Below are 13,925 nucleotides of genomic sequence, written 5' to 3'. Positions count from 1 at the left end.
AAAACTACTTATCATCAGGTACTAAGATATACCCATCTCCAAACAAACCAACAATAAAGTTTTTAACTTTTACTTCTGCTTTGATTTTTCTATTTTCTGAGTTTGCATATGGGTAAACTTTTGATATTTTTCCAGTATATACTTTTTTATCGCCATTAACTGTGTATTTTACACTGTTTCCAACTTTTACCTTTTTCCAATACTTCTGATCAAACTCTAAAATCAATTTTCTATCTCTTTGACTTTGAATCTTAAAAACAGTACGAAGCATCATCCCACTTACAACATCGCCAACTTCTACAGTTTTTTCAAATATTATGCCATCAAAAGGAGCTTTAATAAGTGTTCTATCTAAAAGTGATTGTTGATAAGCTAAGTTAGCTTTTGCAGATGAGAGTGCGACATTTGCACTTTCATAAGTAAAAAGATATTTATCAAACTTTGCTTCATCTATAAGGTCTTTTATAAGTAACTGTCTATCATAATCTTTTTTAGCAAACTTTAGAGATACCTCAGCATTTTTTAGTTTAGCCTTTGCCATTCTAAGAGATGCTCTTAAGTCATCATTTTGAAGTTCTACTAACTTATCGCCCTTTTTAACCTTACTTGACACATCTACGAAAACTTTATCAACTATTCCACTAGAGTAAAATGCTAAGTTTGCACTTTTTTTTGCTTGGATACTAAATGTTGCATATATCTCTGCTGCATTTAAACTAACCATGAACACCATAAAACTTAAAATTATTTTCATCATTATTTTATAAATTCCTCTATATTTTTTCCTGCATAGTAATAGTAAGTTGCATAAGCAACTTCTAAATCATTTATTGATTTTTCATATAAAGCTTTAGCATTTGTTTGAGAACTAAGTGCATCTAGATAAACAATATTATCAACTATACCTGCGTCATATTTTTTACTTATCGTTTTAAATGCACTAGTTGCTGATTTTAAAGCACTTGTAGCACTTTTTATTTTTACATTACTTATATCTATTCTTACAACAGCTAAATTATACTGCATAAGTTGTTCTTTATTTGCGTAAGCCACTTGAGTATTGATAACTTGAGAATTAATTATAACAGCTTCTTTGCTTTTAGAAACAACTCCCATATCAAAAAGTCTCATATTAAGAGAAAGCATTAGTTTATTTTGATTGTCTAAACCTTTTGGGTGAAGATTATCAGTTCTATTATATCCATAAGCATTATATGTATCTTCTATTTTTATATTAGGATAATAAACACTATCAATTGACTCAGCTCCATAAACAAGGGCATCTTGAAGAGCCATCAATGATTTTACACTATCGATAAGTTGCATATCAGATTTTACATACTCTTTAAAACTAGAATCTTCTAAAGAGTATATTTTTTTACCGACAAATAACTCTAATCTTTTATGAATAGTTAAAATATCTAAACGAATTGATTCCATTTCATAAATATTTGTATCATAAGCAGCTTGAAGTCTATCTACATCATCGCTTGTTGCAAGTTTTGCAGTGAAAAATCTTTTCATTCTAGTTAACTGTTCTTGTAGAGACTTTTTTGCTTCATCTCTAGATGCCATGGAAGCTTCTAAACTTTTTATATTAAAAAAATTCTCTGTTATTTTTAAACTTAAACTCTTTTTTGTTGATTCTAAGTCAAACTCTGAAGCTATATGTTCTTTTTCACTTTGTGAGAGTAAATTTGATTTACTTCCACCATCATATATATCAAAAGATAGTTTGGCATAAGCGCTATATGTGTCACCTGCTTGAAAAGGGCTTTTTTGATTTAGACTTTGATAAAAAGCACCAACATCCAAAGTGGGATAGTAAGCACTTTTTCTTGCATCTACTTGAATTTTTTTTGATTCTTTTGAGTAAGTTTTAGATACAACTAAATCACTATTTATACTAGCAAATTCTAAAATCGACTTTAAACTATCTGCATATAAAAAAATTGGGATTAAAAATATTAAAAATCTCAGCATTGCTTCACCTCTATTAAATCAAAAATTGCATCTGTAAACTTATCTATCTCTAACTTTAAATCATCAATTGTATTTGTAACTGAATTTACAATAAACATACCCGTTGCAGATACAAAAAGTCCACAAGCTAAGTCCTGTGAGCCTTCTTTTATCTCACCTTTTTCTATACCTTCATTTAGTAAAACCAACAACCAATTATAGTAGTGATTTGTATGTGCTGTTTGAAACTCTATCATCTCTTTAAGCGGGTTAGTTAAAGATATAGATATGAATTCTTTATACAGCTGTCGTAGTTCTTTTTCTTCTTCATCATAAAATATACTTGAAAAAAATTTTACTTTTTCTCTCGTACTAGAAGCGTTAGCTAATTTAATATGCATCATTGTATTATGTTCTTGCATCAAAATATTCACTATTTCAAAAACTATATCTTCTTTATTTTTAAAATAATCATATATAGTGCCCTTCCCTATTCCTGCAGCTTTTGCTACTTGAGAAACGGTAAGATCATTTATACCATTTTGGAAGAATATCTCTTTACAAGCTAGTGCTATATCTTTTCTTTTTTGAACTTTATCTACTATTATTGCCATATTATTCCTTAAAAAATAAATGACTGACTGTCGGTCATTTAAAGGAATTGTATATTTTTTTTCCTTAAAATAATGTAAATTTAATGATTTATACCTTTACTTACTAACGCCACCGCATCTATCTCAACTAGAGCATTTTTAGGAAGAGTTTTTACAGCAACTGTTGCGCGAGCTGGTTTATGCGAACAAAAAGCTTCTTCATAGATTTCATTGATAATCCCAAAGTCATCCATAGATGCTATAAAGATAGTAGTTTTTACTACCTGACTCATAGAGCTACCAGCTTCATTTAAGACAGCTTCTAAATTATTTAAAACTTGCTTAGTTTGAATTACTACATCATCTTCTAGCATAACACCCTCTGGAGTAAGAGCTATCTGCCCCGAAGTATAAACCATACCACTTGCCACAACTGCTTGAGAATATGGTCCTATGGCTGATGGTGCTTTTTTAGTTTGAACAAATTTCATTAATAATCCTTAATTAATTTTTTAAATACTTCATAAAGTTCTAGAATTTCCTTTGAAGTTGTTCTTTCATTTACAGCATGAATGGTGTCATTTATAACTCCAAACTCTATAACATCTATACCAAGTGGTGCAATAAACCTAGCATCTGAAGTACCACCAGCTGTTGAGTGTTTAGGCTTTATTCCTGTTACACTTTCTATGGCTGCATCTATGTGTTTGACTATTTTTGTATCTGTATCTGTTTTGAAAGGGTATGAGCCTTGTGTGAGTTTTAACTCAAAGTCCAAACCTTCTAAGTTTTTTTCTACAAATGCTCTAACTTCTTTCCCCGTTGTAAGAGTTGTGTTTCTGATATTAAACATCATGTCGAGATGATTTGGTGTTACATTTGTTACTTGCATACCTGAACGAATATCTGTTATAACAAATTTACTAGGAGAAAAAAACTCATCTCCATCATCTAAATTAATCCCTGCCATATTTAAAAGTCTAGATGCTATGTTATGAATAGGGTTTATTGCTTTCTCTGGGTAAGCTGCATGACCTTGTTTCCCTTTTAAAGTTAGATAACCATTAATAGAGCCTCTTCTTCCTACCTTTATAGCATCTCCAAATCGTTCTTCACAAGTTGGTTCAGCAACAACAACAGCATCTGGAAGCATAGAGTTTTTCTTTAAATACTCTAACATTTTTATAGTCCCATAAATTGCATCACCCTCTTCATCAGAAGTCAAAAGAAGAGAAAGAGTACCTTTAAAGTTTTTTACCTCTTTAACAGCCTGAGTAAATGCCGCCACACCACTTTTCATATCTTGAGTACCTCGACCATAGATATATCCATCTAGTTGTGTAGCTTCATAAGGCTTTGTATTCCAACCTTCTCCAGCGGGAACTACATCAACATGCCCAGCAAAACATAGATGCTCACCTTCTGTAAACTTTTTATAAATAAAAAGATTTTTAACACCTTGCATATCTACTCGTATGGCTTTAAAATCTGGTAAATATTTTTCTATAAAGTCTAAAAGTCCACCATCATCAGGTGTTTCACTTTTTTTTGAAACCATATATTTGAAAAGTTCTAAGGTGTTCATATATTATTTTGCTTGTGGATTTTCATAAAATATATAAGAAGTTGCATAATCACTTATCTCAAAATAAAGCTTTTTTTCACCTTCATCAACTTTAAGATTTTGGTTTTCATCTAAGATGCCATAACCATATCTGTAAGTTCTAGATGCTCCACCTTGTGTTGCTTCTGCAGTTGAAAGTTTATCTATATTTATAAATCTTTTCACAAGTTTTTCACCCATATAAATATCCAAAACTCCATTTGTTCCTGTCCAATTTTGGATACTTCTGCCTATCTTATTTTGTGCTTCTTGTGTGCATCCGCTAAACATAAGTGCCAATGCAACTGTTGATAATAGTATTAATTTTTTCATTTTTATTCCTTATCTTAAAAAAAGTAATTATACACTTTTTTGGTTAAAAATGCTTTTTCTTAATATTTATATATGATGTGTTGTGACTAAGTAAGTACCCAAAATTAATTTCAAATTTTTCTCCATATCCAACAATAATTTTTTCAACATAGCTTTGCATCTGTCTTACTAATTTATAAGCATCAAATTCAATTTATAGGGGACATTCAAATAAGACTTTTGATTTATTTTCAGTATAAAAGTCTAGATTCCTTCACATGAGCGTATCTCAGTTTTAACGGAAAAAAGTATTTAAATAAATTGTCTATATCTTTCTTTGTAACCCTTCTTTTTTCATGCAGGAATTTATTTCTTCATTAAATTCTTTTTTCTTTTCTTTATTTATATCTAATAATTTTTCTTTTGCTTTTCCTTCTATATTGGCGATACTTATTAAATAATTATTAGTATCTCGTTCTCTCATCAATTTTTGCTCTTTATTATTATATTGGCATTTAATTTTTGCTGATTTTATTACTGCATCATTAGCTTTTGTATTGTCCAAGTTTGCCCAACTCGCTCCACAACCTGATAAACCAATTACTATAAAAAAGCCTACCGTTATATAATTTAATTTTTTCATTTTATTCCTTTGTATTAACAAAATATATTATACATTATTATTTTTAAAAAAAGAGCATATTAAGAAGATTAATCGTAAAATAACGCTATCATGTTGCCACATACAAGAGATATGATTTAAATAACCACTTATTTTATTAGCTTTTGAAAGATTATAGTTATTTTAATGAAACAAATAAAGGAATAAAATGAAAAAATTAAATTATATAACGGTAGGCTTTCTTATAATAATTGGATTTACAGGTTGTGCTGGTTCATGGAAACAAATTAACAAAGATAGTCCGAATAAGATAATGCTAAATAAGGCATTAAATGAATGTAAATTTGAAGAACAACGTAAAATAGCCAAGTCATACATTCTGAAATCCTATAGTGGAAATGCAGTTTACAAAGAAAGAATGAGACAAAATGGAGATAAGGTTTATAAAGATGCATTATCATGTATGAAGACTAAAGGTTTTACAAATTAAAATATTGAAAGGAAAGAATAAATGAAAATAATAAATACAACACTAATATCTCTTACTCTTCTCTTTCACTTTACTTTGAATGCAGATAGTATAGTTCACGGGACTTTCATTAATATTAAACAAGAAAGAAGTTTAGGTAGTGAGACTGGAATATTAGTTGACTCTGCTAAAAAATTAATAGATCAACATAAATATGTAGAAGCAAATATTTTACTAGATGAAGTTATATTAAAATTTGAAAAAATTATTAAGATGGATAATAAAGAAACACTATATAGATGTTTTCTTAATAAAGAGGAATTTATTGAATATCAAAATCAAACAAAAAAGAAAATTATATGGCTAGATGAGTCTTATAGTAGAGCCTACTATTTTAAAGCATATATACATGTTGATAAGAAGGAACTTGAAATAGCAAAAAAGCTATTATTGATAGCAAATAAATTAGCACCTTTTGCAGCAAATATTTTCACTGAGTTGGCTTTCATATCAAGTAGAGAAGGTAATAAACCCAATGCTTTTATGTATTATAAAAAAGCTCTTGAGTTGTCAAATCAATTTGATAGTCAAAAAGTATGGAAAGCAATGGCATTGAGAGGTATTGGCTCTACGTTAATCGACTTAAAAGATTTGAATAAAGCAGAAGAATATTTCAATGAATCTTTAAAAATTGATCCACACAATAAAATAGCTTTAAATGAACTAGCATATATAGATGATTTAAGAAAAGCCAATTAGAAAAGGTATAAGTTCTCATACAAGGATAACAATGACAGAAATAAATGAGTTGATTAGTAAAAAAATGAAATCATTTAGACTTGTTCATTTTATGTTGGTATTTGGAGATGTCATATATGGCTTACTTATTATTTATATATATAAGTATTCTCCTATTGCACCAATTTTGACAGATATAGATATACTAACTAAAATTGAATACTCTTCAATAGCTGTTCTAGCAGTTTTAATTATTATTGTGAATATAACTCGTAATAAAATGCTTACATCTAATTCTATTTTCAAGAAAAAAGAAACTACTGAAGAAAAAACAGATGAGCCTGCATTTATAAGTAATTACCTTTCGTCACTTTTTATTATATGGTCTTTGATTGAAGTCATTGCTGTTGCTGGGATTGTACTTTTTTTAGTAAGTGGAAAAATTATGATTCCTTTAGTTATTATTTCTATTAGCGTGTTTATAAAACTTATTAATGGTCCTCGTTTACAAGAACTAAATCAGCTTTCTCTAAAACATGCATCTACTTTTATATAAGGATAAAGAATGTCATACTATATATGGTTAATATTGAGCATTTTAGCATTTATTGTCGAAATGAACATCCCCACTTTTTTTGCTCTTTTTGCGGGAATAGGTTTTTTGTTTTCTGCACTTGTGGCATACTTATCACCTGAATCTTTCTTTTGGCAACTTATTGTTGCATCTATATTTATGTTTATTGGTGTGGTTATTTTTAAAAAAAATCGTATAGCAGATTCCCCTACTTCTCGTGTTGGTACACATAATGAATTTGTTGGTAACTATGGTGTTACTTCTACATCTATTTCAGATGCTAAAGAGGGAGAAGTTGAATTATTAGAACCTATTCTTGGAAGTCGTAGTTGGCCAGCAGTTTGTCTAGAAGGTGAAATAGAAGCTGGTATCGAAATTAAAATCGTTGAACTTCGTGGGAATACCCTCGTTGTTGAAAAAAAATAAAAGGAAGTTATAATGTATGAAACTGTAGATATTAGTGTTATCTTTTCACTTGTCCTAGTTGTTGGAGTAATATTTACTCTATCTAAGATGGTGCGTATTGTGCCACAAGGTGAAGAATGGGTTATTGAAAGATTAGGAAAATATAGTAAAACATTATTACCAGGATTAAGCTTACTTATTCCTATTGTTGATAGTGTAGCTTACAAAATCATAACAAAAGAGCTTATTCAACAAACTAGAGATCAAGAAGTAATCACGAAAGATAATGCTGTAGTAATCATTAGTGCCGTAGTTTTTTACCGTGTTACTGATCCAGGAAAAGCATCTTATTCTATTAGTAACTTTGAGAGTGCTGTCGCAAATATGACAACTACAACACTTCGTGCAGTAATTGGTGGTATGACACTAAATGAATCACTTTCTCAACGCGACCAAATTAAAGCGCAAGTTGCAGAAAAAATTAGAGATTCACTAACTGGATGGGGTCTTACACTTGGAAACTTAGAAGTTCAAGATATCCGCCCTAGTGATAACCTACAAGAGGCGATGGAAAGACAGGCTGCAGCTGATAGAGATAGAGAAGCCACAATATTAATAGCAGATGGAGATAGACAAGCATCTATCGCAAAAGCTGAAGGTCAAAAACAAGCTACAATTTTAGAGGCACAAGGAAGACTAGCAGCTGCAAAACTTGAAGCACAAGCAAAAGTTGAACTAGCAGGTGGAGACCGAAAAGCTATGTTAATTGTAAATCAAGGATTAGCTTCAGGAGAAATGGCACCAAACTATTTACTAGCACAACGATATATTGACGGTGTGAAAGAACTATCAGAATCTGATAATTCTAAAGTCGTATTTATGCCAGCAGACTGGCAAAAAAGTCTAGCTGGTGTAGTTGGCTCTCTTGGATATTTAGGATCAGAAATTAGTGCTAAAGAATAAACTAAAAAGAAATATAACAAATAGCTATTTGTAGGTAAGCTTTTAATTACTTTAAAGCATAAGCCTCAATAATAATATTCGTAAACTCTATATATTTTTGTGCTAGTTTTGCTTGTTTATGAGCATAGTAAGTTCCCATAAATATATTTGGCAAGAAATAAATACTATTTTTCATTAGTCTTGCTACACGCTGATTGTACTTTTCTTGTAAAGCTCTTGGAACAAATAGCTTAGCTTTTGCCAAACTATCAAGTTCAGTATTAAAATTTTTAAACATATTATTGACTTGTATTTTTCTCAAAGTTATACCAAAAGATGCATACGCATCTATAGAACTTCGTTGAACTTCTTGTGCTACAAGATTTATATTTATAGCTAAATCAATATAGTTTTTTTCTTCTAAATCTATCTCCTTCTCCAAGGCTATAATGGCTCCATCTAAAAGAGTAAAGTATATTTTTTCTTTTTCATTTGCCTTAACCTCAGCATTTTTTAACTCTATTTTTATAAGTTTTAACTCTTTTTTAGTTGGAATCTCTTGTGATTCAAACAAAGGGTTTTTCAACTCACCTTCTCTAGCTTTTAAATTTACCACCTCACTAAAAGCACCTTGCATTTCATACTCTGAAAAAAATAAATCTTTTTGTAAGTTTATAGGAGCTAAAGATATAATTGCCTTTGATATATTTTGATAAATATCACCTTGAATTACTTCTATATCCAGTAATTTTCCACTTTTAAACTCTAAAAAATCACCTAAATAATTTTCACTATCAAAAAATTTAGGCCAGTTTTGGATATCTTTACCATATAAAATTTCTAACTTATTTGTAGCACTAAAAGCTAATGGTGGAATTTTTTGAATTACATCTGTATGCCTAACAGTTGCATAGTATGGGTCATACATAAGAAGTTTAGTAAGTTTTACTTTTTGCTCGCTACTTATTGGTTCGCTTATCTTTTTTGGCCAAGTGGCATCTGAAGATATTTCCATATTTTTAAGAATTAAATTATTTTCTCTAACTATTGCGATACATATAGAAGCATTATTTATCTGTTTTTCTAAAGTTGGAACCTCCATAGTAGATGCTAAACTTTCTTTTAAACCAGTACAGCCACTTATAAAAAAAGAAATTAATAATAGACTAAAACTTATATATACTTTCATCATCTTACCAGTCATCTAAAACAAATTCCTTTGATTCATCATCTTTTTTTTCATTTATCTCGGGTTCTATAACCTTAGTAACCTTTAGTTTACTCATCTGCTCTTCAAACTGAAGTTCAAGACCATTTGATGTCATCATAAAACCATCTACTTTAAGTTTTCCACTATGTATATCATTATGATGATCCTTGCATAATGGAATAAGATTATGCTTATTATCTTTATGAAAATGCCCTATAAAACCAGCTTCATCGGCTAGTGAACGCTGTGAGATATGATGAACATCTTCCGCCATTGCCCCACAAATTACGCACTTTGTTACATAGAGTTCTTTATTATACTTACTCTTTTTCTTTTTTACCAAAAGTTCTAACTCATCAAAATCATTTGCAAGTCTTTTTCTTATCTTGTTTGCTATTTCTAAAAATTCACTATCCATGTGAAGTGATTTTGCAAACTCTAAACCATAGATGCTACTACCACTTCCACCTTGCAAGACTCTGTTGAAAAGTAGTAAATCTTTGCTCTCATCATACTCAACGCTCAAATGTAAATTAACAACATTATCAAGCGTTGTAATTTCTTTCATTGTTGAGAGTTGATGAAGATGAGTTGCAAAAAGAAATAGTGAACGCAATTTTGCAAGTTTTATAATAGCACTAGACACTATGGCAACACCTGAGAGTGTTTCTGTTCCATGACTTATCTCATCGCCTAAAACAAGAGAACGAACTGTTGCACGGTTGAAAATATTTTTAAGTTCTAGCATCTCTACTGCAAAAGTAGAAAGCCCTTTAGCAAGGTTATCTTTTGAGACAATTCTCGTAAATAGAGAATCAAAAATAGAAAACTTCATAACAGCCGCACTTACAAAGAAACCAGACTGAGCCATAAGCGTGGCTATACCAATACTCTTCATCAAAGAACTTTTTCCACTAGAGTTTATACCGTACAAAAGGACACCATTTATATCGTGACCATCATGAACATCAACTTCAAGCATAACAGTTTTTGGATGTGGTAAGTCCATATAGTTACGATTTCCCATAACTATGTCATTTGGAACATAGATGCCACCTCTTTCTTGTATCTCAATAAGAGGATGTCTAAGTTGCATAATTTGCATAAAATTCTCATCACTTTGGACATCAACTATCATAGGTCTAGAGTGTTTATACATCTGTGCTACTTTTGAAGAACTAACACCAACATCTAAATCTGATACATAAGCTATAACTCTATCAAAAAGCAAAGAGTAGCGTCTTTCATAGATGCTTTGAAGATTAACAAATCTATCTTTTACTAAAATTACGATTTTTCTTCGGTTTTTCATGATTTTATCAGATAAAATATCTGTAAAAGAAGATGTTATTTTTACACTATTAGTAAGTTTTTTTACGACAAAATTTTTAAAATCTTCTTGAGTATTAAACTCTTTTTCTATCATAGAAAATCGATTTTTACTAAGAGATATATAATAACCCTCTTTTTCTAAGATGCCAAGAGAGACTAAACCTTTAGAACTATTTGAGTTTGCAGATTCTAGCATCTGTTGAATTTTCTTCATAATATCTTCAAAAGCAATAAGAATCGTAGAATTTTCTTCAACTAAAACATCTACTGACTCATCAACTCCACTTTTTAAAAAATTCTCATCAATGGTGTTAGAAGTAAAGCGTCTTGATACATCTAAATCTATACTTTTAGATATATCTCTTAAAAATTCATCTAATTCATTTTCATGAAATGGAGTGCGTTGAATTTTATACTTTTTAACATAGTTCATCAAATCTTTAACACTTAGCATAGACTCATAAACATGGTTCATTTCAAAAGGATGAAGTCTCCCTAGATTTAATCTACGAGCAAGTCTTTCAAGGTCATAGATGCCACGCATTGTTTCATCTAAAAATCTTGTATGTGAAGATACTTTCTCTATTAAGTTATATCTTCTTTCTAGCTCATCTTTTTCCATAATAGGGTTAAGAAGTCTTTCTTTTAATAACCTTCGTCCAATAGCAGTAGAACTTTTATCCATAAGTTTTAAAAGTGTAAACTCATTTCTATCTTTAGAAATTATGCCAACTTGTTCAAGTGCATTATTTCCAAGATACATAAAACGACGATTGTCTATAAGGCGTGGCATATTTAGCTTTTGAACTATATGCATATCATGTTCTATTACAAAATGAATCAAAACCGCTAAAGATTCACTTATCATAGCAGAGCGTTCTAGGTCTAGATGCTCTATTGGAGAAAGAAGAGATTGGATTTGGTAAACTTCTTTAAATAACTTGTTTTGAAAATCAATCTTAGGTCTTTGGTTATTTACAGAGTAGTGATAATGTTCAGGAATTTCAAGGTATTGCAAGACATGTCGTTGATCATCAACACCATCTAAAAAACTCAAAACCACTTCTGCAGTTCTATATATGTTTAAAAGATTAAAAATCTCATCTAAGGCATAAGATGGGTCTTCACTTGTTCCATGAGTTTCATAAAGCCAAGTCTTTCCAGTTGTCACATCTATGGCAGAATAACCTACAGTGTAAATGCCTTTGTGTTTATCAACTAAAATAGAAACTATATAGTTATCATCATTATCTACAATATGCTCAAAGTTTGTACCAGGGGAAATTATCTGTGCTATGTGTCTAGTTATTTTTGGTGGATTACCTTTTTGTTTTACAACAACTATGGTGTGTTTTTGCTCACTTATCAAACGGCTTAAGTATCTTTCAAAAGAGACAGCAGGTACACCTGCTAAAAGTGGATTTTTGTCTGAGTTTTCTATGATGCTTTTATTTTTTTTCGTAAGCTGGATATTTAAAAGTTCTGCTATCTCTTTTGCTTTACCAATTTGTTCTTCATCATTGTTGATTTCATATACTTCAAAAAAAGTTCCTATCTCCATAAAAACAACTGTATCAGTTCCATATTTTTCTTCAAAATATCTTTGTAAATCAAAGTATGTTTGAGTCAATAATCTGTCTTTATTGTTTAAAATAGAACTTACATCTGATGAGAGCATATATCATTTTCCACTGTATTAATTGATATCAGATTATATCATAGTTAAAACTTTTTTAATTTTTATGTTATATTTTATTTAATATATTGTACAATTGTACTTATAAAATTACATAATAAAAAATGATACAAGGATTTTCAATATGAAATTAAAACTATTTTTAAGCACCATACTTATTTACTCGCTTAATGCACAAGACTTGAAAACAACCGTAAATGAAGTTTTATCTACTAATCCAATTATATTAGAAAGATTAAAAAATTATACCTCTACAAAAGAAGATATTACAAGTGCAAAGTCAGGTTACTATCCAAAACTAGAGTTGTCTCTTGGCGGTGGTATGGAGAAAAGTGAGAGAAAAGATGTAAATGCGATAACTACTCTTAGAGATGAAGATAACAATCCTATTGACTCTTTAAGTTTGAGTGTTTATCAAAACTCTTTAACATATACACAAAATCTTTTTGAAGGTTTTCAAACGCTACATAGAGTAGAAGCTCAAGAGCATAGAACACTTTCAGCTGCCTACAGTTACATAGAAAAAGTAAATAATACTTCCTTTGAAATGGTTAATACTTACTTGCAAGTAATGAAAAATAGAGAACTACTAGATACTGAAAAAGCAAATGTAAAAATAAACTTAGAGATATTTTCTAAGGTACAAAAACTATATGATGCAGGTTTAACAACACTTTCTGAAGTAAATAAAATTGAATCTTCACTTTCCTTGGCAATGTCAAATTTAGTAGTCCAAGAAAATACTTTAGAAGATACTATTTATAATCTACAAAGAGTTCTTGGAAGAACTTTAAATCCAGATGAAATGATAAGACCAGAGTTAACAACAACTCTTCCAAAAAGCCTAGATGAAGCTAAAGAGTTTGCACTACAAAACAACCCATCTCTTTTAGTCATTAAATATAATATAAAGTTTGCACAAGCTTCTTACAAAGAGAAAAAAGCACCTTTTTATCCTTCTATTGATATAGAAATATCTCAATCTATGAACAAAAATTTAAGTGGAGTTCATGGTGATGATGTTAGGTTTCGTGCCATGGCATACTTAAAATATAACTTTTTTAATGGTTTTGCAGACAATGCAGCCTTACAAAAAAGTTTAAGCACACTCTATCAAGAACAAGAATCAAAAAATATATCAAAAAGACTAGTTATTGAAGGTTTAAGTCTGTCTTGGGCATCAAATAAAAAATTGAGAGAACAACTTGTTCATCTAAAAAACTACAAAAAGTTTTCACTTAAAACTCTCACTCTATACTCAAAAGAGTATGATTTAGGAAAACGCTCACTTTTAGATCTTTTATCTGCACAAAATGATTTTATAGGCTCAAAAGCACAAATAATAAATACTCAATACAGTATGCTTTTTGCAAGATATAGAATACTAGATGCTATGGGAACTTTAGTTGGTGCTGTTGTTGATGATAACAGTATTGTTTATTCAAATGTTAATTTATCAAGATGAAT

The 13,925-nt window shown here is 30.0% G+C and carries 15 protein-coding genes; 6 read left to right on the top strand and 9 right to left on the bottom strand.

Going from position 1 to position 13,925, the window contains the following annotated elements:
* Nucleotides 1–4: 4 nt before the first annotated feature.
* From MOV42_RS05190 to MOV42_RS05160, 7 genes are all read right to left on the bottom strand, one after another.
* On the bottom strand, nt 5–757 hold the full coding sequence (locus MOV42_RS05190) for an efflux RND transporter periplasmic adaptor subunit (RefSeq protein WP_324172722.1): 753 nt from the start codon (nt 755–757) through the stop codon (nt 5–7).
* Nucleotides 757–1,983 carry a TolC family protein gene (locus MOV42_RS05185; protein ID WP_324172721.1) on the bottom strand — a complete coding sequence of 409 codons (1,227 nt, stop codon included), beginning with the start codon at nt 1,981–1,983 and terminating at the stop codon, nt 757–759. Before MOV42_RS05185 ends, MOV42_RS05190 begins: the two co-directional genes overlap by 1 nt.
* The gene (locus tag MOV42_RS05180; RefSeq protein WP_324172720.1) at nt 1,977–2,576 is read right to left on the bottom strand and encodes a TetR/AcrR family transcriptional regulator; all 600 of its coding nucleotides are present in this window, start codon (nt 2,574–2,576) and stop codon (nt 1,977–1,979) included. Before MOV42_RS05180 ends, MOV42_RS05185 begins: the two co-directional genes overlap by 7 nt.
* Before the next feature lie 80 nt (nt 2,577–2,656).
* Complete coding sequence (locus tag MOV42_RS05175; protein WP_324172719.1) at nt 2,657–3,046, bottom strand: Rid family detoxifying hydrolase; 390 nt, start codon at nt 3,044–3,046, stop codon at nt 2,657–2,659.
* Nucleotides 3,046–4,140, bottom strand: coding sequence for a succinyl-diaminopimelate desuccinylase (dapE, locus tag MOV42_RS05170; protein ID WP_324172718.1), 1,095 nt, complete (start codon nt 4,138–4,140; stop codon nt 3,046–3,048). Before dapE ends, MOV42_RS05175 begins: the two co-directional genes overlap by 1 nt.
* Nucleotides 4,141–4,143: 3 nt before the next feature.
* A complete protein-coding gene (locus MOV42_RS05165) occupies nt 4,144–4,491 on the bottom strand; it encodes a hypothetical protein (RefSeq protein ID WP_324172717.1) in 348 nt (115 codons plus the stop codon).
* A 304-nt stretch (nt 4,492–4,795) separates the two neighbouring features.
* On the bottom strand, nt 4,796–5,113 hold the full coding sequence (locus MOV42_RS05160) for a hypothetical protein (protein ID WP_324172716.1): 318 nt from the start codon (nt 5,111–5,113) through the stop codon (nt 4,796–4,798).
* Nucleotides 5,114–5,300: 187 nt separating this feature from the next.
* Here MOV42_RS05160 and MOV42_RS05155 point away from each other — a divergent pair, with 187 nt between their 5' ends.
* The 5 genes from MOV42_RS05155 to MOV42_RS05135 are packed head-to-tail and all read left to right on the top strand — an operon-like array spanning nt 5,301 to nt 8,241.
* Complete coding sequence (locus MOV42_RS05155; RefSeq protein WP_324172715.1) at nt 5,301–5,582, top strand: hypothetical protein; 282 nt, start codon at nt 5,301–5,303, stop codon at nt 5,580–5,582.
* Nucleotides 5,583–5,603: 21 nt separating this feature from the next.
* Entirely contained in the window at nt 5,604–6,320 is a 717-nt protein-coding gene (locus MOV42_RS05150; protein ID WP_324172714.1) for a tetratricopeptide repeat protein, read from the top strand.
* Nucleotides 6,321–6,351: 31 nt separating this feature from the next.
* A complete protein-coding gene (locus MOV42_RS05145) occupies nt 6,352–6,855 on the top strand; it encodes a hypothetical protein (protein WP_324172713.1) in 504 nt (167 codons plus the stop codon).
* Between the two features lie 9 nt (nt 6,856–6,864).
* On the top strand, nt 6,865–7,299 hold the full coding sequence (locus MOV42_RS05140) for an NfeD family protein (RefSeq protein ID WP_324172712.1): 435 nt from the start codon (nt 6,865–6,867) through the stop codon (nt 7,297–7,299).
* Nucleotides 7,300–7,311: 12 nt separating this feature from the next.
* Nucleotides 7,312–8,241, top strand: coding sequence for an SPFH domain-containing protein (locus tag MOV42_RS05135; protein ID WP_324172711.1), 930 nt, complete (start codon nt 7,312–7,314; stop codon nt 8,239–8,241).
* A gap of 46 nt (nt 8,242–8,287) precedes the next feature.
* Here the strand turns inward: MOV42_RS05135 and MOV42_RS05130 are convergent, their stop codons facing one another.
* Both MOV42_RS05130 and MOV42_RS05125 read right to left on the bottom strand, forming a co-directional pair.
* Nucleotides 8,288–9,424 carry a hypothetical protein gene (locus MOV42_RS05130; protein WP_324172710.1) on the bottom strand — a complete coding sequence of 379 codons (1,137 nt, stop codon included), beginning with the start codon at nt 9,422–9,424 and terminating at the stop codon, nt 8,288–8,290.
* The gene (locus tag MOV42_RS05125) at nt 9,414–12,440 is read right to left on the bottom strand and encodes a MutS-related protein (RefSeq protein ID WP_324172709.1); all 3,027 of its coding nucleotides are present in this window, start codon (nt 12,438–12,440) and stop codon (nt 9,414–9,416) included. The genes MOV42_RS05130 and MOV42_RS05125 overlap by 11 nt, the downstream gene beginning before the upstream one ends.
* A 142-nt stretch (nt 12,441–12,582) precedes the next feature.
* Here MOV42_RS05125 and MOV42_RS05120 point away from each other — a divergent pair, with 142 nt between their 5' ends.
* Nucleotides 12,583–13,923, top strand: coding sequence for a TolC family outer membrane protein (locus MOV42_RS05120; RefSeq protein WP_324172708.1), 1,341 nt, complete (start codon nt 12,583–12,585; stop codon nt 13,921–13,923).
* Nucleotides 13,924–13,925 lie beyond the last annotated feature (2 nt).

The organism is Sulfurimonas sp., assembly GCF_029027405.1.
GTDB lineage: Bacteria > Campylobacterota > Campylobacteria > Campylobacterales > Sulfurimonadaceae > Sulfurimonas.
The sequence above is the reverse complement of the archived record's forward strand: the minus strand, read 5'-3'. Positions and strand labels throughout refer to the sequence as shown.

Excerpts from the sequence above, each read along its gene's own strand:
- MOV42_RS05190 (WP_324172722.1), bottom strand. The coding sequence starts at position 757 with ATGATGAAAATAATTTTAAGTTTTATGGTGTTCATGGTTAGTTTAAAT.
- MOV42_RS05145 (WP_324172713.1), top strand. The coding sequence starts at position 6,352 with ATGACAGAAATAAATGAGTTGATTAGTAAAAAAATGAAATCATTTAGA.
- MOV42_RS05135 (WP_324172711.1), top strand. The coding sequence starts at position 7,312 with ATGTATGAAACTGTAGATATTAGTGTTATCTTTTCACTTGTCCTAGTT.
- MOV42_RS05130 (WP_324172710.1), bottom strand. The coding sequence starts at position 9,424 with ATGACTGGTAAGATGATGAAAGTATATATAAGTTTTAGTCTATTATTA.
- MOV42_RS05180 (WP_324172720.1), bottom strand. The coding sequence starts at position 2,576 with ATGGCAATAATAGTAGATAAAGTTCAAAAAAGAAAAGATATAGCACTA.
- MOV42_RS05175 (WP_324172719.1), bottom strand. The coding sequence starts at position 3,046 with ATGAAATTTGTTCAAACTAAAAAAGCACCATCAGCCATAGGACCATAT.
- MOV42_RS05165 (WP_324172717.1), bottom strand. The coding sequence starts at position 4,491 with ATGAAAAAATTAATACTATTATCAACAGTTGCATTGGCACTTATGTTT.
- MOV42_RS05185 (WP_324172721.1), bottom strand. The coding sequence starts at position 1,983 with ATGCTGAGATTTTTAATATTTTTAATCCCAATTTTTTTATATGCAGAT.
- dapE (WP_324172718.1), bottom strand. The coding sequence starts at position 4,140 with ATGAACACCTTAGAACTTTTCAAATATATGGTTTCAAAAAAAAGTGAA.
- MOV42_RS05150 (WP_324172714.1), top strand. The coding sequence starts at position 5,604 with ATGAAAATAATAAATACAACACTAATATCTCTTACTCTTCTCTTTCAC.
- MOV42_RS05120 (WP_324172708.1), top strand. The coding sequence starts at position 12,583 with ATGAAATTAAAACTATTTTTAAGCACCATACTTATTTACTCGCTTAAT.
- MOV42_RS05140 (WP_324172712.1), top strand. The coding sequence starts at position 6,865 with ATGTCATACTATATATGGTTAATATTGAGCATTTTAGCATTTATTGTC.
- MOV42_RS05160 (WP_324172716.1), bottom strand. The coding sequence starts at position 5,113 with ATGAAAAAATTAAATTATATAACGGTAGGCTTTTTTATAGTAATTGGT.
- MOV42_RS05125 (WP_324172709.1), bottom strand. The coding sequence starts at position 12,440 with ATGCTCTCATCAGATGTAAGTTCTATTTTAAACAATAAAGACAGATTA.
- MOV42_RS05155 (WP_324172715.1), top strand. The coding sequence starts at position 5,301 with ATGAAAAAATTAAATTATATAACGGTAGGCTTTCTTATAATAATTGGA.